Here is an 18,459-nt window from a genome sequence, read left to right as displayed (position 1 = left end):
AAAAGGCCGTCTGAAGTTTCAGACGGCCTTTGCTTGCTTAATCGTCAGCGGTAGAGCGAAACAATGGTTTCAGCCGCTTTGACACAGCTTTCCACGTCGGCAACCAAAGCAATGCGGACGTAGCCTTCGCCCGGATTGCCTTGCTCGGTATCGCGGGCGAGGAAGCGGCCGGGCAACACTTGGATGGCGGCTTTCTGCCACAGGTTGCGCGTGAATGCCAAGTCGTCGCCGTCGGGAACTTTCAGCCAAATGTAGAACGATGCGTCAGGCAGTTTGACATCGAATACCTGTTGCAAAATCGGAATGACGCGGTCGAATTTTTCTTGGTAGAGGCGGCGGTTGGCAATGACGTGTTCTTCGTCGTTCCAAGCGGCAATGCTGGCGCGTTGGACAGGAATGCTCATCGCGCTGCCATGGTAGGTTCGGTAGAGCAGGAAGTTTTTGAGCAACTCGGCATCGCCTGCGACAAAGCCGGAACGCAAACCGGGGACGTTGGAGCGTTTGGACAGGCTGGTGAACATAATAATGTTGTGCGTGCCGCGACCTAATTGCGCCGCAGCCTGCAAGCCGCCGATCGGTTTGTTGTCGTCAAAATAAATTTCGGAATAGCATTCGTCAGAGGCAATAACGAAGCCGTATTTGTCTTGCAAATCAAAAATTTCTTTCCAGTCTTCTAATTGCAGGACGCTGCCGCTCGGGTTGTTGGGCGAGCAGACAATCAGGACTTTGGTGCGCCGCCATACGTCTTCGGGCAGGCTGCTCCAATCGGGGTTGAAGCTGGGTGCCGGGCAGTTGGCAAAATGGATTTCGCCGCCGCCCAATATAGTCGCGCCTTCGTAAATTTGATAGAACGGATTAGGGCTGATAACGACCGGTTTAGGGCCGTCTGAAGCCGGATTCAAAACGGTTTGGATGAAGGAGAACAATGCTTCCCGGCTGCCCAAGACGGGCAGAATTTCATTGTCGGGATTGAGGCTCAAACCATCATAACGGCGGGCAACCCATTCGGCGCAGGCTTGGCGCAGTTCGGGCAGGCCTGCGGTCAGCGGATATTTTTCCAGTTCGTGCAGGGAGGCGGTCAGCGCGTCGGTGATGACTTTGGGCGTCGGGTGTTTCGGCTCGCCGATTTGCAGATGGATGGGCGTTATGCCTGCAGGTGCGTCAATGCCTTGCATGGCTTCATGCAAGCGGGCGAAAGGATAGGGTTTGAGGTGGTTCAATAATGGATTCATGATGTTTCTGCTGGATAAATTCAGGCGATAATCTTAGCATTTTTTAGATGGATTGGGACAAAAAGGCCGTCTGAAAACAGGGTTTGAATGTTTTTCAGACGGCCTTTTGAGTGTTGATGCGTTTATTTGGCAGGGACGGCAGGCAAGGAACCGTTTAAGAGATATTGAATGGTTTCTTGAACCGTACGGATGGCATTGCCAAAAGGCAGCGGGTCTTTACCGCGGAAAAACAGGCCTTTATCGACTTCGCCGCGGAATGCGGCGGAAAGTTGGATATCGATACAGAATTGACCGGCTTTGGCCAAACCGTCACGCAGGCCGCAGCTGGTCAGGCAGTTCAGGCCTTGGGTGCAACGGCGCGGATCGTTTTTGGCGTTGGCTTGCAATTTGGCTTCGCGTTTGATGTAGCTATCCAGGAATTTGGTGCGCACGCCGCGTGCAGGCAAACCGGCGACAGACATGAATTCAACCACTTTTTCGGTTTCTGCACCGGCCAGGGTTTTTTTGAAGTTGATGTGGGCATCGCCTTCTTCGGTTACGGCAAATGCGGTACCGATTTGGACGGCGGATGCGCCCCAGTTTTTCAAGGCTGTTTTGACTTTTTCAAAGTTTGCCATACCGCCGGCGAGTACCAACGGGATTTTTTCGCTTTCCAAGCCCAAGTTTTTGAATACTTCAAATGTTTCTTCAATAACGCGTTTGAACTCGAATTTGGCATCGTTCACGCCGTCAACGGTTGCCGCACCCAAGTGGCCGGCTGCATGGGCTGGGTGTTCGATAACGATGGCATCAGGCAAGATGCCTTTTTTCATCCAACGTTTCAAAACGATATTGATACCGCGTGACTCGGACAAAATAGGGAAAAGGGCAACATCTTTGTGGTAGCCCTCTGCCATTTCAGGCAGATCCAAAGGCAAACCCGCGCCCATCACAATCGCGTCTGCGCCGGATTCGCAGGCCTGACGGACGTAGGCGGCATGGTCTTTTACGGCTTTCATGACGTTGACGGCAATCATGCCTTTGCCTTCTGAATCGGCTTTGGCTTTTTTGATTTCGCGGTCAAGCGCGATGCAGTTGAGGCGGGGGGATTTTTCTTCGCTGGAATTGATTTTCGATTCGGCCAGCAAATCTTCATGCAAGTGGCGCAAATCGACGCTGGCGATGGTACCCACGCCGTTTTCGCGTGCAACTGCGCTGGAGAGTTTTGATGCGGAAACGCCTACACCCATGCCGCCCTGTACGACGGGAATCAGTGATTTGTCACGGATAATCAATGGGTCAAAGTTGTTTTGCATGAATGCTCCTTCATAGATTCTGGATGGTGCCGTCTGAAATCCTATGAAATGGATTGGATAACGGACTGATGTGTATATAAATAAGTGTGTTTTTCGCCGCCGTTTTTCAGACGGCATGAGGCGTGTTTTTAAAATTTTAGGAATTATACTCTAAGTTAGTGTAAAAATTAGAGTATTAATACAGTTTTTTTAAAGAAAAAATTGAAAAGTCTTGTTAATAAAGGAATAAATTTTATGATGGATTGGATTGAGGAGGAGAAATTGCAAACAAAATCTACAAAGAAAAAGGCCGTCTGAAATTTCAGACGGCCTTAAGTATGGGAATCAGACAGATGTCGGATTACATTTGTTTTTTAGCGGCATCAATGGCGCGTTGGTCAGGGTTGATCAAGATTTCAACGCGGCGGTTTTGTGCGCGGCCTTCAACAGTGGCGTTGGAAGCGATGGGTTGACGGGAACCGTAACCGAAAGTGCTCAAACGGGTGCTGCTTACGCCGCGGGATTGCAGGAAGGTGGCAACAGATTCGGCGCGGTTGCGAGACAATGGCTCGTTGATGGCGTCGTTACCGGTATTGTCGGTATGGCCGTTGATGGTCAAAGTCGTATCAGGATATTGAACCAAAGTTTGTGCAGCCGCAGACAAGGCGCTTTGAGCTTGGCCGCTCAAGGCAGCGCTGCCAGTAGCGAAGGTTACGTTTTCAGGCATAACCAGTTTGATTTGGTTGCCTTGACGTTCAACTTCGATGTTGGTATTGGCCAGGCTTTGACGCAGTTTTTTCTCTTGGTAGTCCATGTAACCGCCGATACCGGCACCTACTGCACCACAAGCCAATGCAGAGTTACGCGCGCCTTTGCCGCCGTGGGTCAGCGCACCGACGATGCCGCAAACAGCCGCACCGCCCAAGCCGTACATGGCGGTTTTGCTGGCGGATTGTTGGCCGGTAACAGGATCGGTCACACAGCCGGTGAGCGCCAAAGGAATCGCAGTGGCAATAACGGTCAGGGGTTTCAAGAATTTCATGTCGTATCCTCTTTTTAGATGACGGCTCGGGCCGTCTGAAAAAAATGAATAAAAACCGCGTGGGTCATTACGGATTTATGATACCCAATATCCGAAACGCAAAAGAATGGGTTTAACCCGATATTACGAAAATATTTGCCAGTTAACATAATTCTGAAGCATTTCTGCATTTTTCTGGCAGCTTGGCCGTTTTGTCGTGAAATAACAAGCAAAGTTTTTTACAGTTTCTTCCGTTTTTTCTGCTTGCGGCGATACCAGTTGACGAATGCCCATTTCAATCTGACTTTGACGTCGTATCCCACCGAACCTGCACCCAGTATGAGCAAAACGGCGGAAACGGGCAGGGCGAAATGATGGCCGACCAGATGATAACCCCATGCGCCAACCACGCCGCCCAGCAAAAACGACAGCATCAAGCCGCTTAAAAGCCACATTTTCGGTTTGTTGACGCGGACGTGTGGTAGGCGCGGATGATGCTGTTTGGAGTAATAAAGCGCGCGTGAGATTTCAATGCCCAAGTCGGTCGCCGTGCCGGTCATGTGGGTGGAACGGATGGCGCCGCCGGAAAGAAGCGTGATAACCGTATTGTGCATACCCATAATAAAACACAATAAAAACAATGCCAAAGACGGCATAATAAAATCAGAGCCGCCAAAATCCCACTCCATCGCAGCAATACCAAACCAACCGAATATCAACAGATAAACTGCTTCCAGCCACATGGAAAACCCAAAGCTGCCACGGAAACGCATCTGCTGCGTCCATAAAATCACCCAACCCGAATGCGCGGCACCGGCAACAAAACACAACACGCTGATGAAAGTCACCGCGGCAGACCACCAGTCTTGGAGATACAGTACATCAGCCAAAAGAGACATGGAGCCGGTTACGTGGGAAATATAGCGCGCAAAAGCAAAGAATCCCCCTGCATTAATCGCACCGGCAAGAAAGGCCATGATGTAGCCCAGCCGTCTGAAACGGGCATCGGAAATATTGTGTTCGTGCAGATATGGGCGATCCGCCTGCCAAAACGGCGGCGTGTGTTGCCTGTGGTGGCGCAATCGGTAGGAGTGGGGCGGTTTGTCAGCGTTCATTGAGTGGGTTTGGAGTTAAACATTCATACAGGGTGTATTTTATATGCAACTGTCTGCCGATAAGAACAAATAATCTAAAGTGTTCCCAAGTTGCCACACTTGCCCATTACACAATGAGGGCGTACATTAATAGAAAGATATAAACATAAGGAAACATCCGATGAATCCTCTCCGTCTGACCTTATTGTTTTGCGCCGTTGCATTGCTGGCCGCCTGCGCCACCACGCCCGAGCAAAAAGCCGCACGCGCCCAAGCGCAGAAACGCTATGAGCAGGATCTTCAAGTCAATCTTGCCGCACAATGCGATCAGGAAACAGCCGCGCTGATCCGCCGCAAATTTGACGAAGAAGGCAAACCCGGTGTGGCAACCGCGGAACAAAAAGCCTTCCGCCTCAAATATATCGACAAAGTTTCCGACCCGATGTTCCAAGCCTGCTACAAAATGGCATGGCAAAACTATATTTCCCAAGAACAGCTGCGCGAAGCCCGCTACTATCGCTATTACGACGATTGGGGTTATCCGTTTGGCCGTTATCCTTGGTGGTGGTAAAGCATTAACAAACCTCAGGGCCGTCTGAAAGCATATATTTATTGGTTTCAGACGGCCTAAGGTTTATTGAAACGGCAATAACGTTTACAATAGCCGCCTATTCAAACACACTACCCACCACCCATGAACATCTGGCTTGGACAGCGACACCCGCCCCAATTTCCGCAAGGAGCCGCCGTAACCATCGGCAACTTCGACGGTGTACACCTCGGGCACAAACATATCCTGCAAAAACTCAAACGAGAGGCAGACCGGCGCGGTCTGCCTGTTGTTGTTGTTATTTTTGAGCCTCAGCCCAAAGAGTTTTTTGCGCGTAAAGCCGGGAAAAAGCTGCCTTACCGCATTAGTCCGCTGCGTACCAAACTGCGCCTTTTGCGTGAAACCGGCTGCGTGGATGCCGTTTGGGTTTTGCGCTTTAACCAAACTTTCTCCGAGATGAGCGCACAAGCGTTTATCGACCGGCTTTTGCGAAAAACGCTCAATACGCGTTATCTGCTGATTGGCGATGATTTCCGTTTCGGTGCGGGTCGGGAAGGCTGTTTCGAACTTTTGGCACAACAGCCCGATATGCAAACCGAGTGCACACCGTCCGTTATCGTTGAAGACATCCGCACCAGCAGTACCGCCGTCCGCCAAGCCCTTTCAGACGGCAAGTTGGAATACGCCAAAAAACTGTTGGGGCACGATTACGTGTTAAGCGGCAAGGTCAAGCACGGGCAAAAGCTCGGCCGCACCATCAACGCGCCTACCGCCAACGTCCAGCTTCCCCCGTATCATTATGCGCTAAGCGGCGTATTTGTCGTCGAAGCTGACGGCGCATTCGGTACGCGCCGAGGCGTGGCCAGCTTTGGTTTTAACCCCACTGTCAGCAACAACCGCTCGCAAAAGTTGGAAGTCCACCTGTTCGATTTCAGCGGCGATTTGTACGGACAACGCATCTTCGTCCGCTTCCTGCACAAACTGCGAGACGAGAAAAAATTTGAAAGTATCGAAGCATTGAAAACCCAAATTTTGCAAGATATGGAAGATGCAAAGGTTTGGAAACCATAGAAACGCTTCTATACGCTTATAAAATCAAGACAATTGGGCTACAATAAGTCCTTTGAATTCTTTCAGACGGCCTGTTCTTTTCAAAATGAGCAATCAGGCCGTCTGAAACCGAAATACCGCAACAATAGAGATCAAAAAATGACCGATTACAGTAAAACCGTAAACCTGCTTGAGAGCCCGTTTCCAATGCGAGGCAATCTTGCCAAGCGCGAGCCTGCATGGCTGAAAAGCTGGTACGAGCAAAAACGCTACCAAAAACTGCGCGAAATCGCCAAAGGCCGTCCGAAATTCATTCTGCACGACGGTCCTCCGTATGCCAACGGCGACATCCACATCGGTCATGCCGTCAATAAAATCCTCAAAGACATCATTATCCGCAGCAAAACCCAAGCCGGTTTTGACGCGCCTTATGTACCGGGTTGGGACTGCCACGGTTTGCCTATCGAAGTGATGGTAGAAAAACTGCACGGCAAAGACATGCCTAAAGCGCGCTTCCGCGAATTGTGCCGCGAATATGCCTCCGAACAGATTGCCCGCCAGAAAAAAGACTTTATCCGCTTGGGCGTGTTGGGCGACTGGGACAATCCTTACCTGACCATGGATTTCAAAACCGAAGCTGATACCGTGCGTATGCTAGGTGAAATCTACAAGTCCGGCTATCTCTACCGCGGTGCGAAACCGGTTCAATTCTGCTTGGACTGCGGCTCTTCATTGGCCGAAGCCGAAGTGGAATATAAAGACAAAGTATCGCCTGCGATTGACGTTGCCTATCCGTTTAAAGACACTGCCGCGCTTGCCGCCGCATTCGGCTTGGCAGGCATCGAAGGCAAAGCGTTTGCCGTTATCTGGACAACCACGCCTTGGACTTTGCCTGCGAGCCAAGCTGTTTCAGCTGGCGCAGACGTGGTGTATCAACTGATTGATACGCCTAAAGGCAAATTGGTATTGGCCAAAGATTTGGCAGAAGACGCGCTTAAACGTTACGGCTTCACTTCAGACGACCTGAAAGTATTGGCAGAAACCACAGGCGACAAGCTGGAAAACCTGCATATGAACCATCCGTTCCTCGAACGCGATATTCTCATGCTCAACGGCGACCACGTTACTACCGATGCCGGTACCGGTTTGGTGCATACTGCGCCCGCGCACGGTTTGGAAGACTATGCCGTCTGCAATAAATACGGCATCGAACTTTACAACCCTGTAAATGCCGAAGGCAAATACATCAGCGAAACGCCGCGTGTTGCCGGCATGAGCGTTTGGGAAGCTAATCCCGTTATCCTGCAATGGTTGGAAGAAACCGGCAACCTCTTGGCAAGCAGCAAAATCGAACACAGCTATGCACACTGCTGGCGGCACAAAACTCCGTTGATTTACCGTGCAACCGGCCAATGGTTTGTCGGTATGGACAAAGCCGGAAACGACGGTAAAACCCTGCGCGATAAAGCCATCAAAGCCGTGGACGACACCGAGTTCTTCCCGTCTTGGGGTCGCGCACGCCTCGAAGCCATGATCGAAGGCCGCCCCGACTGGGTCGTTTCGCGCCAACGCTACTGGGGCACGCCAATGACCTTCTTCGTCCACAAAGAAACGGGCGAGCTGCATCCGAATTCCGCCGAGCTTTTGGAAAAAATTGCCCTGAAAATCGAAGAAAAAGGCATCGAGGCATGGTTCTCACTCGATAAAAGCGAATTGTTGAGCGCGGAAGATTGCGAAAACTACGACAAACTTTCCGACACGATGGACGTATGGTTCGACTCCGGCTCGACCCATTACTCCGTCTTGAAACAGCGCGAAGAATTGGACTGGCCCGCCGACCTCTACCTCGAAGGCAGCGACCAACACCGCGGCTGGTTCCAATCGTCTATGTTGACCGGTTGCGCCTCATCCATGGGGCGCGCGCCGTACAAACAGCTGCTGACCCACGGTTTCGTGGTTGACCAAAACGGTCGCAAAATGTCGAAATCTATCCGCAACGTCGTCGCGCCGCAAGAAGTGTATAACGAGTTCGGCGCGGACATTTTGCGCCTGTGGGCGGCATCCACCGATTACAGCGGCGAATTGTCGATTTCCAAAGAAATCCTCAAACGTGTAACTGAAAGCTACCGCCGTATCCGCAACACCTTGAGCTTCCTGTTTGCCAACCTCAGCGACTTCAATCCTATTGAAGATGCCGTGCAACAGGCAGACATGGTGGAAATCGACCGCTATGCCTTGGTATTGGCACGTCAGCTGCAAGAGCGTCTGGCAGGCGACTTTTATCCTCGCTACGCCTTCCACTTTGCTGTAAAAGACATTGTTTCTTTCTGCTCGGAGGATTTAGGCGCGTTCTACCTCGACATCCTGAAAGACCGCCTCTACACCACCAAAGCCGACAGCCACGCCCGCCGCAGCGCGCAAACCGCCCTGTACCATATCACGCGTAGCTTGGTTCTCTTGATTGCACCGATTTTGTGCTTCACCGGCGAAGAAGCGTGGGACATCATCGGCGGCGGAGAAGAAGACAGCGTCCTCTTCCACACCTGGCACGAATTCCCGCCCATCAACGAAAAAGCCGAAACCGAACTGGTGAAAAAATGGACGGCAATCCGCGAAGCCCGCGAAGCCGTAACCGCCGCCATCGAGCCTTTGCGTACAGACAAAACCGTTGGTTCTTCATTGCAAGCAGAAGCCGAAATTACGGCTCCGGAAGAAATTGCCGACTATCTGAACACTTTGGGCGAAGAATTACGTTTTGCTTTGCTGGTGTCTAAAGTCGAAGTGAAAGTAGGCGATGAACTTACCGTTACCGCCAAAGCCAGCGACGGCGAAAAATGCGAACGCTGCTGGCACTATACCCACGATGTGGGCGCAGTTGCAGGCCATGAAACCATCTGTAAACGTTGTGCCGACAACGTTGACGGTAAAGGCGAAGACAGACATTACGCTTAATTGTTTGGTCTAAGATAAAGGCCGTCTGAAAACTTTGGAAATAGGTTTTCAGACGGCCTTTGTTTATTGAATCTGTTTCGTATAGCGAATAGATTTTGAAAGAGAATTGGGATTTGTGATTTAGGTAAAATGCAGGATAGGGTTTCAAGTTATTGCAGGGTAGGAGTTTAATTGCACAAAATAACTCTTACTTCAGAGAAAATTTGTTGAGGATACAGGAATTACGAATAATCATTTGTCTAGAATTGAGATCAATCATTACAATTCTGTATTCGTAAGTCTTAATAAAACAATGAGGTATCATATGCGCCCTAAAGATAAGTTTGACATCAAGGCTTGCAAAAAAATTAAGGACTGTAACGATGAGGAATTAATTGAGATGGGGGAGTGGCTCTCAGGTTGGTTGGGAGATGCCAACTTTCCTGTTTTTAATGAAATTGTCGAAATCTTTGTAGAACGACAAGATACATTACTTCCATTCGTTTCAAATATTTTTTACTCAAATGATAGTATATGCATTTATTGGGTTTTACTTGAACTTTATCCAAAATTATCCTATCAAAACCAAGTAGCCTTAGCTATTGATTTGGAACATTGTCTTCATGATATTTCAGAAAAATTAACTTCGGATGAAGATGATGAAAACCTTAAAGAAATCTTGGAAAAAGTTTTAAATTAAGTTAGATACATATTTAATGATTTTGAAATAATGTTTTGTCGGAGAAGGTGCCTTTCAAAGGGTCTTACTTATTCGATGTATTTTGAACCTTCAAATAGCCTCATATTTACATTTTTATCCTTAAACGAACTTTCGTTTTATCCGATATAAAAAGCCGTCTGAAAAAGTTTTCAGACGGCTTTTAGCTATTCTATTGCTAAGTAGAAATTAGCGGGCAGAGCAAGAAGTTTCTACTTTGTTGCCGTATGGGTCAGTGAAGCCGAAGAATGCTTCGCTGCCTTTTTGATGCCATTCGGCACCTTTGCCGAACAAGCCTTGGTTGGCAACATAGCGTTCGCCTGAACCTGCAACGGCAGAAGACAGAGTGGCAACTTTGTCGTCAAGGCGCAATTCAACTTGATCGGTGCTCAAGTTGCGGATTTGTACAGACAGGCCGTTTTCGCAGCTGAATGATTGAACACGGGCATCATGATGTTGGTGGTCGTGTTCGTGTACACGGCCGTGGTCATGATTGTGCTCGTGACGGTGACCATGGTCATGTTGATGGGCTTCGGGTGCGGCGCAGGCAGCGAGGCTCATGGCGGCGGCAATTGCAAGCAGGGCTTTTACTTTCATTTTTGACTCCTATGGTCAGTGTTGAAGGGAGGATGTAGCGGCATGTTATAAATATCTTCATGGCTTCACAATAGGGATAACCATTATTTACTTTTTCTTCCTGTTTTTGGGAGTATGGCAGGATTCATTGTAGTTTTGATATGAATGATTAATGCCGTTTGAAAAAAAGCCGCACTTGCGCTAGAGGTAAACGAAAGTGCGGAAAATTCAGAGAGTTACATTGAAATATGGGTTGGGCCGCTTAACGCTGGCGTGCTTTAAAGCGTGGGTTGCTCTTGCAAATAACGTACACTTTGCCTTTTCGGCGGACAATTTGACAGTCGCGGTGTCGTTTTTTTGCAGTTTTCAGGGAGGAGAGAACTTGCATCATTTATCCTTTCTGAAGGAAGACATCATGGATTGGTAACGTTGGTTGAACTTGCTGGCGCGGCCTTCGATATTGACATTGCGTTGTTTGCCTGTGTACACGGGGTGGGACGCGGAAGAAGTATCAAGCGAAAAGAGGGGATATTCTATGCCATCTTTCCAAACCATGGTTTTGCCGTGGGTATTGGCACATGAACGGATGAGCCATCCTTGGTCTGCGCCACTGTCGTAAAACAGGACGGTACGATAGTTGTCCGGGTGGATATCGGGTTTCATTTCTTTCTCCAGTAAATGTTATGGTATAACATTATACTCCTAGAAAAAGAGCAGGCAAGTGTTTTTTGTTTTTCTTTATCACGGGATTGCGGCATTTTGATAAAATATGCGGTTTCAGACGGCCTTTTTTATGAGGCCGTCTGAAACATTTTGTTTTCTGATGATAGGAATATGATGTATCTGCATAAGGGTTTCAGATTGGGCGGTGCGGTAAGTAAGGTGATGCCGATTGTCCATGTATTGTCCAAGCTGGGGCTGTTGTTTTCATTGCTGTTGGCCGTGCCGACACTGATGTCGTATTTTTATCACGACAGCGCATTTTTCGTATTTGCCTATACGGCGTTGACCGTATTGCTGGTGTCGTGCGTAACTTGGGTACTGACGCTGCGTTTCAACCGTGAATTGCGGCCGCGCGACGGATTTACCCTGGTACTGATGCTGTGGCTGGCTTTTGCTGTCGTGGCGGCGATGCCGATTTATTTCTATATGCCGTCCATGAGTTTTACCGATGCATTTTTTGAAGCGATGTCAGGGCTGACGACGACGGGTGCGACAGTGATTTCCGGCTTGGATACGCTGGCGCCGTCTGTAAACTTTTGGCGGCACATGCTCAACTGGCTCGGCGGCATGGGTATTATCGTGCTGGCTGTGGCGATTTTGCCGATGTTGGGCGTGGGGGGCACGCAGCTTTTCAAAGCCGAAATTCCGGGTATGGATAAAGAAAGCAAGATGGCTCCCCGTATTTCGCAAGTGGCCAAACGGCTATGGTTTGCTTATGCGCTGACAACCGCCGCTGCCTTTGTGTCCTTGCATATTGCCGGCATGGGCTGGTTTGACGCCTTATGCCATGCGATGTCGGCTGTGGCTTTAGGCGGTTTTTCAACGCATGATGACAACGTTGCTTTTTTTGATTCCTTGGCAGTCGAATGGACGTTGATGTTTTTTACTGTCTGGGGCGGTATCAATTTTGCCAGCCATTTTACTGCGCTGGGCAACCGCTCTTGGCGGGTGTATTGGAAGGATGAAGAATGCCGCACCATGCTGCTGGTTTTGTCGGGCAGTATTTTGATTTCGGCATTGTATCTGTGGCAGCAGGACGTGTACCAAAGCCTTGGCGAAGCTTTGCGTTTTGTCAGCTTCAACTTTGTGTCCATCGGATTGGCCAGCGGTTTCTCCAATGCCGATTTTGCACAATGGCCGCTGATTGTGTCGTTGTGGATGTTTTTCCTGTCGAACGTCTTGGCAAGCTCAGGCTCTATGGGCGGCGGTATTAAAAATGTGCGCGCTTTGGTGTTGTTCAAATTCAGCTTGCGCGAGATGTTAATTTTGCTGCACCCGCGTGCGGTTCGTACGGTAAAGGTCAACAACAACTCCATTCCGGATCGTATGGCGCTGACCGTTATGTCGTTCATTTTTATTTACTTTATGACGGTCATCGTATTCAGCTTTTTACTGATGGCCGCAGGCTTGGACTTTTTATCCGCCTTCACGGCAGTCATTGCCTGTATTACCAATGCCGGCCCGGGCTTGGGTGCAGTCGGTCCGTCGCATAATTATGCTGCGCTGAGCGATGTGCAGAAATGGTTGTGTGCGGCAGTGATGCTGTTGGGACGTTTGGAAATTTTTACTGTTTTAATTTTGTTTACTCCGGCATATTGGAAGAAATAAGTGTAGTAAAAGGCCGTCTGAAATTTCAGACGGCCTTTTTATAAATAGCTGAATTTAAGCGTATTGCTTGAGCAATTCTTTAAATTGTTCACCGGTTTCAGGGTGTTTCAGACCGTAAGCCACAGTCGCTTCAAGGTAACCCAATTTGCTGCCGCAGTCATAGCGCTTGCCTTCAAATGCGTGAGCCAAGACAAATTCATGATCAAGCAGGCGGGCGATACCGTCGGTCAGTTGGATTTCACCGCCGGCACCGCGCGGCAGGTTGGTCAACAAGTCAAAAATACGCGGGGTCAGGATGTAGCGGCCGACAACGGCGAGGTTGGAAGGTGCTTCTTCCGGTTTGGGTTTTTCAACGATGTTGATAATACGTTGATAGTTTTTCAGCTGCTCGACTTCGACAATACCGTAAGAACCGGTTTGGGAAGGATCGATGGTTTCAACGCCTAAAACGCTGTTGCCGCTTTGGTTGTACACGTCAACCATTTGTTTTAGCGCACCTTTAGGCGTATCAATCAAATCGTCTGCCAAAATAACGGCAAAAGGCTCGTTACCAACGGCTGCCTGCGCGCACAATACGGCATGACCTAAACCCAATGCTTCGGTTTGACGGATATACATGCAGGTAATGTTGGGAGGCAGAATATCGCGAACGTGCGCCAGTAGTTTGTCTTTTTGACGCAATTCCAATTCGGTTTCCAACTCGTATGCTTTGTCGAAGTGGTCTTCGATGCTGCGTTTGTTACGGCCGGTGATGAATACCATTTCGGTACAGCCGGCTTCAACCGCTTCTTCGACTGCATATTGAATCAGAGGCTTATCCACAATAGGCAGCATTTCTTTGGGGCTGGCTTTGGTTGCAGGCAGGAAACGGGTACCCATACCGGCAACAGGGAAGACGCATTTTTTAATGGGTTTCATATTATTATCCTATTTGATTAAGGGTTATACCCCAAAAGTGTAAAGGTGTAGTCGTATGTAGTGATGATACCACATGATAAAGTATCAGTCGGTTTTAAAAGGTGGATTGATCATGGATACTGTCTTATCCCAGCAACGACAGCAATTCTTCTTCGCTCAATACGGCTATGCCCAGCGTTTGGGCTTTTTCCAATTTACTGCCAGCTGCTTCTCCGGCGACAACGTAGTCGGTTTTTTTGGATACGCTGCCGGAAACTTTACCGCCTGCGGCTTCGATCATAGCTTGGGCCTGGTCGCGTTTGAGCGTGGGTAAAGTCCCTGTCAATACAAAGGTTTTACCTGCTACGGCCTCATTAATGCCGTCTGAAATAGTTTCATCTTGAAGATTAGACAGTGTTTGTGCAAAGAAAGTTTTCATATTTTCAAGCAGGGCTGCGTTTTGCGGTTTGCTTCGCCAGGCTTGCCAATCGGCAGGTAATGCTTTGTCGGTTTGCAGACCTTCTATACTTTGTCCGGCGAGTTCCCACAAGGCCAGTGCTTTGGTTTCGCTGATTTTAAAATCGGGTAGGCGGGCAATCCAGCGTTGCGGCTCGGCATGGCGCAGCGGCGGGATGGTAACAGCCTGGCTTTGCGGGACAACACCTACAGCCAGCAGCTCGTCTATCATCGCCTGCTGCGCTTCTTGGGCAAAAAAGTGGGCGATGGAGTGGGCAACCACCGTGCCGATATCGGGCAGGCAGGCGAGGATAGGTTCGGGTGCATGGCGGACGTGCTCGAGCGTACCGAATGCCTGCGCCAGCGTTTTGGCGGTACGTTCGCCGACGTGACGGATGCCGAGGGCAAAGAGGAAGCGCGCAAGTTCGGGCGTTTTGCTGGCTTCTATGCCTGCAAGGATGTTTTCTGCCCATTTGGTCGGCTGTTTTTTATTGTTTTTGGCAAGCATAGTATTGCCGGTCTCGCCTTCAAAGTCTCCAATTTCACTGTTTGATGGTTCTTCCTCATTAGCCGATGCTTTGTCCGCCATTTCCTTCATTTTTTGCAGGGTCGGAATATCGAGGCGGTAGAGGTCGGCGAAATGGCGGACGAGGTCTTGGGCGACAAGCTGCTCGATTTGTTTTTGACCGAGTCCGTCGATGTCCATGGCTTTGCGTGAGGCGAAGTGGATTAAACCTTGCGCGCGTTGTGCTTGGCAAAGCATACCGCCGCTGCATCGGGCAACCGCTTCGCCTTCTTCACGTTCGATTTCGCTGCGGCAGATAGGGCAATGGGTGGGCAGGCGGTAGGGTTTGTGCAGCGGTTTGGCTTGGGTTTCAGAAGGTGTTTTGGCAAACAAATCGTCTTGCAGGCCGTCTGAAACGGTAACGTTAGCCTCTTGCATTGGGCGGCGTTCGAAAATCACGCGCACCACCTCGGGAATCACGTCTCCGGCGCGGCGCACGACGACGGTATCGCCAACGCGTACGTCTTTTCGAGACACTTCATCTTGATTGTGCAGCGTAGCATTGGTAACGGTAACGCCGCCGACGAATACAGGTTGCAGGCGGGCGACGGGGGTTACTGCGCCGGTGCGCCCAATTTGTACATCAATGGCTTCGACAATGGTCAATGCTTCTTCGGCAGGGAATTTGTGGGCAATGGCCCAGCGCGGCGCACGGGAGATGAAGCCGAGTTCGCGCTGTTGCGTCAAGCTGTTGACCTTGATCACCATGCCGTCGATTTCGTAGGGCAATGTAGGGCGTTTTTGCTGCATTTGCTCGTAAAACGCCAATACTTTGTCGATATTGGGGAAACAGCCGAAATTACCGTCAGGCAGGCTGAAGCCGAGTTCTTTACAGTAGCTCAGCTCTTGCAGGTGTTCTTCTGCGATAAAACCGCCTTGTTGTCGGGCGATGGAATAGGGAAAGAAATGCAGTTTGCGCTGTGCCGTAATGCGCGAATCGAGTTGGCGCAGACTGCCGGCGGCGGCATTGCGCGGATTGGCGAAAGGTTTTTGTCCGTTTTCAGCCTGTCGTGCGTTTAAGGCGGCAAAATCGGCTTTGAGCATCAGAACTTCGCCGCGAATTTCGATAAGCTCGGGAATATTTTCTCCATGCAGACGCAGGGGGATGTTGGATACGGTTTTGACGTTTTGGGTAACGTCTTCGCCTGTGGTGCCGTCGCCACGGGTTGCCGCTTGAGTCAATACGCCGTCGCGGTACAGCAGGCTGATGGCCAGACCGTCAAATTTAGGTTCGATAACGTATTCCGGTTTTTCTCCGTTTAATCCGCCACGAACGCGCTCATCGAAAGCATACATTTCGGCATGGTCGAACACGCCGTTTTCATCTTGTGGCGAGAAGGCGTTGGTCAGCGACAGCATCGGTACTTCGTGGCGTACTTCGGCAAAGCCTGACAAAGGCTCGCCACCGACACGTTGGGTCGGGCTGTCGGGCAGTTTGAGCTCGGGATGGTTTCGCTCCAATGCTTCAAGCTCGCGGAACAATTTGTCGTATTCGGCATCGGGTACGCTGGGCGCGTCTAGGGTGTAGTATTCATAGGCGTAGCGGTTGAGGAGGTCGGTCAGGTATTTGATACGTTGTGCGGTCAGATTCATTGTGTAATCGGAATAGAGTTTTCAGACGGCCTGATGATAGAGAGGCCGTCTGAAAATCGATGAATATTGAAGATGAAGTGATTTTACCTGAAAAAAGCGGATATGCCGTCATTGCATATCCGCTTTTTGATTGGGGAAATTTAGGAGAACAGGCGCAGGGCTTGTTTGCTGCCGGGTTTGAGGCCGACTTTAAGCATTTCTTCCTGACGGGCCAAAACGTAGTTGCGTACGTCTTTGAGCCATTGGGTGGAAACTTCTTCCATTTGGTCGTTAACCAAATCCAAGCTGAGTTGGCCGGAAAGTTTGACTGCCAAGTCCATGAATTTGTCGAAAGTTTTTTCGCCGGCCGGAACGTGCGGAATATCCAGCAACATGCTGAAGCCACGGTAGGCTTGGTTGTCCAGCAAAGGATTGGTAAACGGTTTGTTGTCCAAAGTATGGATGGAGAACAATTGAGGATTGTTGTTGTCGCCGAAGTGGAACGCGCCGTCTTCACCCAATTTGAAACCGGTTTCTTCCACGGCGGCACGCAATTCTACGCCGCTGATGTTGGAATGGGAAACCAAGTGAATGGCGATGGTTTGGTCAACACGCGCACAGAATTGGTCGAGGGCTTGTGCGACTTCGGTGAACGCGTCCAAGTCGGTATGCAAAACTTTGCCGTCCATCAGTTGGGCAAAAGCATCAACCTGTTGGTCGAAGTGTTGCAGCTCTTCACGCGCGGCCAAACCGTTGCGGCTGACAGCTTGCAGGCCCATGACGAAGCCTTGGTAGTAAACGCCCGGAATCGGCTCGGCAACGCGGAAATGGTCGTCCATGGTGCAACCGATGATTTGGAAGCGGTGGGTAGCGGAAAGGCGCGGCAGGGCATGCAATTCTTGGGCTTGCTTCAGGGAGATGTAGGCCATGTAGTCGAAGCGCGGGTCAAACCAAGGCAGCTCGACTTGAGACAATTCGTCCAGGCTGATCAATGGTACTTGTGCCACAGGCTCGGCTGTGGTTTCTACCGGAGTGGAAGCGGCTTCGGCAGGATTTATGGTAATTTCGTTGTTCAAACCGATAACGGTGTGTTGGACTTTTTCTTCTGCGGAGAAGTCGTCTTCCACAGTCAGCTCGACATCGGTTTTCAGTTGGGCAGGGTGGGCCAGTTTGGCTTTGGCCGCGTAGATTTCATCTTGTTCCTGCAGGTTGCGCAATGCCTCTTCGTTTTTTTTGTTTTTCTTGATAAACAAACCTTGGCCGCCGGTTTCTTTGCTGTCGCGGACGTGTTTGGTTTTGCTGGTCAAAAGTGCATCCTTATCGGAATGGCCGAATTGTTCGCGCACTTGTTTGCGGTATTGGTTTTCCTGGTACATGTTGTAACCGATGACCGCCAAAAGGGCGGCGAGGGCTAAGACGATGAAAATCATGGAGTAATCACTTTTTAAAAAGGCAGCATTCCGTCTTTTTCAGGGTGCGGAATCTTGCTGCGCGGGCAGTTCGTTGGAGCCGGACTTTATGCGTCCGAATGAATAGCTGAATTATAACGAAAATAAACGGTTGTGACAGCATTATGTCTGCCAATCAGTGTTCAGGCCGTCTGAAAGTTATCCGCGCCGGACGGGAAAACCTGCTTTTTGAAAGCGATGCCAATCGAAGAAATGTCCGGGATCGGTTTTCCTGTCCGGAGCGATGTCCTGATGACCGGTAACGGCCTGAATCGGGTAATGTTCGGAAATAGCGGTCAACAAGGCTTGCAGGCTGGTGTATTGTGCTTCGGTAAAAGGCTCGAAATCGCAGCCTTCCAATTCGATACCGATGGAAAAGGCATTGCATTTTTCTCTGCCTTGAAAAGACGATACGCCGGCATGATAGGCCATGTCGTCGCAGGAAACGAATTGGACGGTTTCGCCTTTACGGCTGATGAAAAAATGGCTGGAGACGCGCAAGGTGTGGATGATGCTGAAAAAAGGATGCTCGTCAGGGTTGATTTGGTTGGTAAACAATTTTTCCACTGCCCCTGTGTTGTACTCAAAAGGAGGGAGGGAAATATTGTGGAGGACAACCAAAGAGACGTCTTTATCCGGTTCGCGCGGGCTGAAATTGGGCGAATGAGTTTGGCGTGCATTCAGCCAACGGCCGTTTTGCCAAGTGTTTTTTGAAGGAGAATTCATGGTTTCAGACGGCCTTTC

Annotated in this window: 16 protein-coding genes; 5 read left to right on the top strand and 11 right to left on the bottom strand. The window is 49.9% G+C overall.

Annotated elements, in window-relative coordinates:
- Nucleotides 1–44 precede the first annotated feature (44 nt).
- From dapC to HMPREF2711_RS02390, 4 genes are all read right to left on the bottom strand, one after another.
- Nucleotides 45–1,232, bottom strand: a complete 1,188-nt coding sequence (gene dapC, locus HMPREF2711_RS02405; protein ID WP_070615369.1) for a succinyldiaminopimelate transaminase — start codon at nucleotides 1,230–1,232, stop codon at nucleotides 45–47.
- A gap of 122 nt (nucleotides 1,233–1,354) precedes the next feature.
- Nucleotides 1,355–2,527 (bottom strand): NAD(P)H-dependent flavin oxidoreductase, encoded by a 1,173-nt coding sequence (locus tag HMPREF2711_RS02400; RefSeq protein WP_070615366.1) that lies wholly within the window; start codon nucleotides 2,525–2,527, stop codon nucleotides 1,355–1,357.
- 340 nt (nucleotides 2,528–2,867) lie between these two features.
- A complete protein-coding gene (locus HMPREF2711_RS02395) occupies nucleotides 2,868–3,548 on the bottom strand; it encodes a YiaD family glycine zipper/OmpA-like lipoprotein (RefSeq protein WP_003747310.1) in 681 nt (226 codons plus the stop codon).
- Between the two features lie 218 nt (nucleotides 3,549–3,766).
- Nucleotides 3,767–4,642, bottom strand: a complete 876-nt coding sequence (locus HMPREF2711_RS02390) for a YoaK family protein (RefSeq protein WP_003747306.1) — start codon at nucleotides 4,640–4,642, stop codon at nucleotides 3,767–3,769.
- 160 nt (nucleotides 4,643–4,802) lie between these two features.
- Here HMPREF2711_RS02390 and HMPREF2711_RS02385 point away from each other — a divergent pair, with 160 nt between their 5' ends.
- The 4 genes from HMPREF2711_RS02385 to HMPREF2711_RS02370 all read left to right on the top strand — a co-directional run bounded on the left by HMPREF2711_RS02385 (nucleotide 4,803) and on the right by HMPREF2711_RS02370 (nucleotide 9,852).
- Nucleotides 4,803–5,192 carry a hypothetical protein gene (locus tag HMPREF2711_RS02385; protein ID WP_003747304.1) on the top strand — a complete coding sequence of 130 codons (390 nt, stop codon included), beginning with the start codon at nucleotides 4,803–4,805 and terminating at the stop codon, nucleotides 5,190–5,192.
- A gap of 123 nt (nucleotides 5,193–5,315) precedes the next feature.
- Entirely contained in the window at nucleotides 5,316–6,242 is a 927-nt protein-coding gene (gene ribF, locus HMPREF2711_RS02380; RefSeq protein ID WP_003747302.1) for a bifunctional riboflavin kinase/FAD synthetase, read from the top strand.
- 138 nt (nucleotides 6,243–6,380) lie between these two features.
- Nucleotides 6,381–9,173, top strand: a complete 2,793-nt coding sequence (gene ileS, locus HMPREF2711_RS02375) for an isoleucine--tRNA ligase (RefSeq protein WP_003747300.1) — start codon at nucleotides 6,381–6,383, stop codon at nucleotides 9,171–9,173.
- A 304-nt stretch (nucleotides 9,174–9,477) separates the two neighbouring features.
- The gene (locus HMPREF2711_RS02370) at nucleotides 9,478–9,852 is read left to right on the top strand and encodes a DUF5071 domain-containing protein (protein ID WP_070615362.1); all 375 of its coding nucleotides are present in this window, start codon (nucleotides 9,478–9,480) and stop codon (nucleotides 9,850–9,852) included.
- A gap of 207 nt (nucleotides 9,853–10,059) precedes the next feature.
- Here the strand turns inward: HMPREF2711_RS02370 and HMPREF2711_RS02365 are convergent, their stop codons facing one another.
- From HMPREF2711_RS02365 to HMPREF2711_RS02355, 3 genes are all read right to left on the bottom strand, one after another.
- On the bottom strand, nucleotides 10,060–10,467 hold the full coding sequence (locus HMPREF2711_RS02365) for an MliC family protein (RefSeq protein ID WP_003747296.1): 408 nt from the start codon (nucleotides 10,465–10,467) through the stop codon (nucleotides 10,060–10,062).
- Nucleotides 10,468–10,708: 241 nt separating this feature from the next.
- The gene (gene ykgO, locus HMPREF2711_RS02360; RefSeq protein ID WP_003685279.1) at nucleotides 10,709–10,834 is read right to left on the bottom strand and encodes a type B 50S ribosomal protein L36; all 126 of its coding nucleotides are present in this window, start codon (nucleotides 10,832–10,834) and stop codon (nucleotides 10,709–10,711) included.
- Complete coding sequence (locus HMPREF2711_RS02355; protein ID WP_003747294.1) at nucleotides 10,834–11,109, bottom strand: type B 50S ribosomal protein L31; 276 nt, start codon at nucleotides 11,107–11,109, stop codon at nucleotides 10,834–10,836. The genes ykgO and HMPREF2711_RS02355 overlap by 1 nt, the downstream gene beginning before the upstream one ends.
- A gap of 171 nt (nucleotides 11,110–11,280) precedes the next feature.
- Here HMPREF2711_RS02355 and HMPREF2711_RS02350 point away from each other — a divergent pair, with 171 nt between their 5' ends.
- Nucleotides 11,281–12,777 (top strand): TrkH family potassium uptake protein, encoded by a 1,497-nt coding sequence (locus HMPREF2711_RS02350; RefSeq protein WP_050787146.1) that lies wholly within the window; start codon nucleotides 11,281–11,283, stop codon nucleotides 12,775–12,777.
- A gap of 54 nt (nucleotides 12,778–12,831) precedes the next feature.
- Here HMPREF2711_RS02350 and galU read toward each other — a convergent pair whose 3' ends face one another.
- The 4 genes from galU to ampD form a co-directional block, all read right to left on the bottom strand.
- A complete protein-coding gene (gene galU / locus HMPREF2711_RS02345; protein WP_003747291.1) occupies nucleotides 12,832–13,695 on the bottom strand; it encodes a UTP--glucose-1-phosphate uridylyltransferase GalU in 864 nt (287 codons plus the stop codon).
- Nucleotides 13,696–13,819: 124 nt separating this feature from the next.
- Nucleotides 13,820–16,288, bottom strand: a complete 2,469-nt coding sequence (ligA, locus tag HMPREF2711_RS02340; RefSeq protein ID WP_070615359.1) for an NAD-dependent DNA ligase LigA — start codon at nucleotides 16,286–16,288, stop codon at nucleotides 13,820–13,822.
- 140 nt (nucleotides 16,289–16,428) lie between these two features.
- Nucleotides 16,429–17,697, bottom strand: a complete 1,269-nt coding sequence (locus tag HMPREF2711_RS02335; protein WP_003747288.1) for a cell division protein ZipA C-terminal FtsZ-binding domain-containing protein — start codon at nucleotides 17,695–17,697, stop codon at nucleotides 16,429–16,431.
- 177 nt (nucleotides 17,698–17,874) lie between these two features.
- Nucleotides 17,875–18,441, bottom strand: a complete 567-nt coding sequence (gene ampD / locus HMPREF2711_RS02330; protein WP_003747287.1) for a 1,6-anhydro-N-acetylmuramyl-L-alanine amidase AmpD — start codon at nucleotides 18,439–18,441, stop codon at nucleotides 17,875–17,877.
- Between the last annotated feature and the right edge of the window lie 18 nt (nucleotides 18,442–18,459).

It is taken from the genome of Neisseria sp. HMSC070A01, assembly GCF_001810165.1.
Lineage (GTDB): Bacteria > Pseudomonadota > Gammaproteobacteria > Burkholderiales > Neisseriaceae > Neisseria.
The sequence above is the reverse complement of the archived record's forward strand: the minus strand, read 5'-3'. Positions and strand labels throughout refer to the sequence as shown.

Bases quoted from the DNA above. Each gene is read 5' to 3' on its own strand.
- dapC (WP_070615369.1), bottom strand. From the start codon at position 1,232: ATGAATCCATTATTGAACCACCTCAAACCCTATCCTTTCGCCCGCTTG.
- HMPREF2711_RS02400 (WP_070615366.1), bottom strand. From the start codon at position 2,527: ATGCAAAACAACTTTGACCCATTGATTATCCGTGACAAATCACTGATT.
- HMPREF2711_RS02395 (WP_003747310.1), bottom strand. From the start codon at position 3,548: ATGAAATTCTTGAAACCCCTGACCGTTATTGCCACTGCGATTCCTTTG.
- HMPREF2711_RS02390 (WP_003747306.1), bottom strand. From the start codon at position 4,642: ATGAACGCTGACAAACCGCCCCACTCCTACCGATTGCGCCACCACAGG.
- HMPREF2711_RS02385 (WP_003747304.1), top strand. From the start codon at position 4,803: ATGAATCCTCTCCGTCTGACCTTATTGTTTTGCGCCGTTGCATTGCTG.
- ribF (WP_003747302.1), top strand. From the start codon at position 5,316: ATGAACATCTGGCTTGGACAGCGACACCCGCCCCAATTTCCGCAAGGA.
- ileS (WP_003747300.1), top strand. From the start codon at position 6,381: ATGACCGATTACAGTAAAACCGTAAACCTGCTTGAGAGCCCGTTTCCA.
- HMPREF2711_RS02370 (WP_070615362.1), top strand. From the start codon at position 9,478: ATGCGCCCTAAAGATAAGTTTGACATCAAGGCTTGCAAAAAAATTAAG.
- HMPREF2711_RS02365 (WP_003747296.1), bottom strand. From the start codon at position 10,467: ATGAAAGTAAAAGCCCTGCTTGCAATTGCCGCCGCCATGAGCCTCGCT.
- ykgO (WP_003685279.1), bottom strand. From the start codon at position 10,834: ATGCAAGTTCTCTCCTCCCTGAAAACTGCAAAAAAACGACACCGCGAC.
- HMPREF2711_RS02355 (WP_003747294.1), bottom strand. From the start codon at position 11,109: ATGAAACCCGATATCCACCCGGACAACTATCGTACCGTCCTGTTTTAC.
- HMPREF2711_RS02350 (WP_050787146.1), top strand. From the start codon at position 11,281: ATGATGTATCTGCATAAGGGTTTCAGATTGGGCGGTGCGGTAAGTAAG.
- galU (WP_003747291.1), bottom strand. From the start codon at position 13,695: ATGAAACCCATTAAAAAATGCGTCTTCCCTGTTGCCGGTATGGGTACC.
- ligA (WP_070615359.1), bottom strand. From the start codon at position 16,288: ATGAATCTGACCGCACAACGTATCAAATACCTGACCGACCTCCTCAAC.
- HMPREF2711_RS02335 (WP_003747288.1), bottom strand. From the start codon at position 17,697: ATGATTTTCATCGTCTTAGCCCTCGCCGCCCTTTTGGCGGTCATCGGT.
- ampD (WP_003747287.1), bottom strand. From the start codon at position 18,441: ATGAATTCTCCTTCAAAAAACACTTGGCAAAACGGCCGTTGGCTGAAT.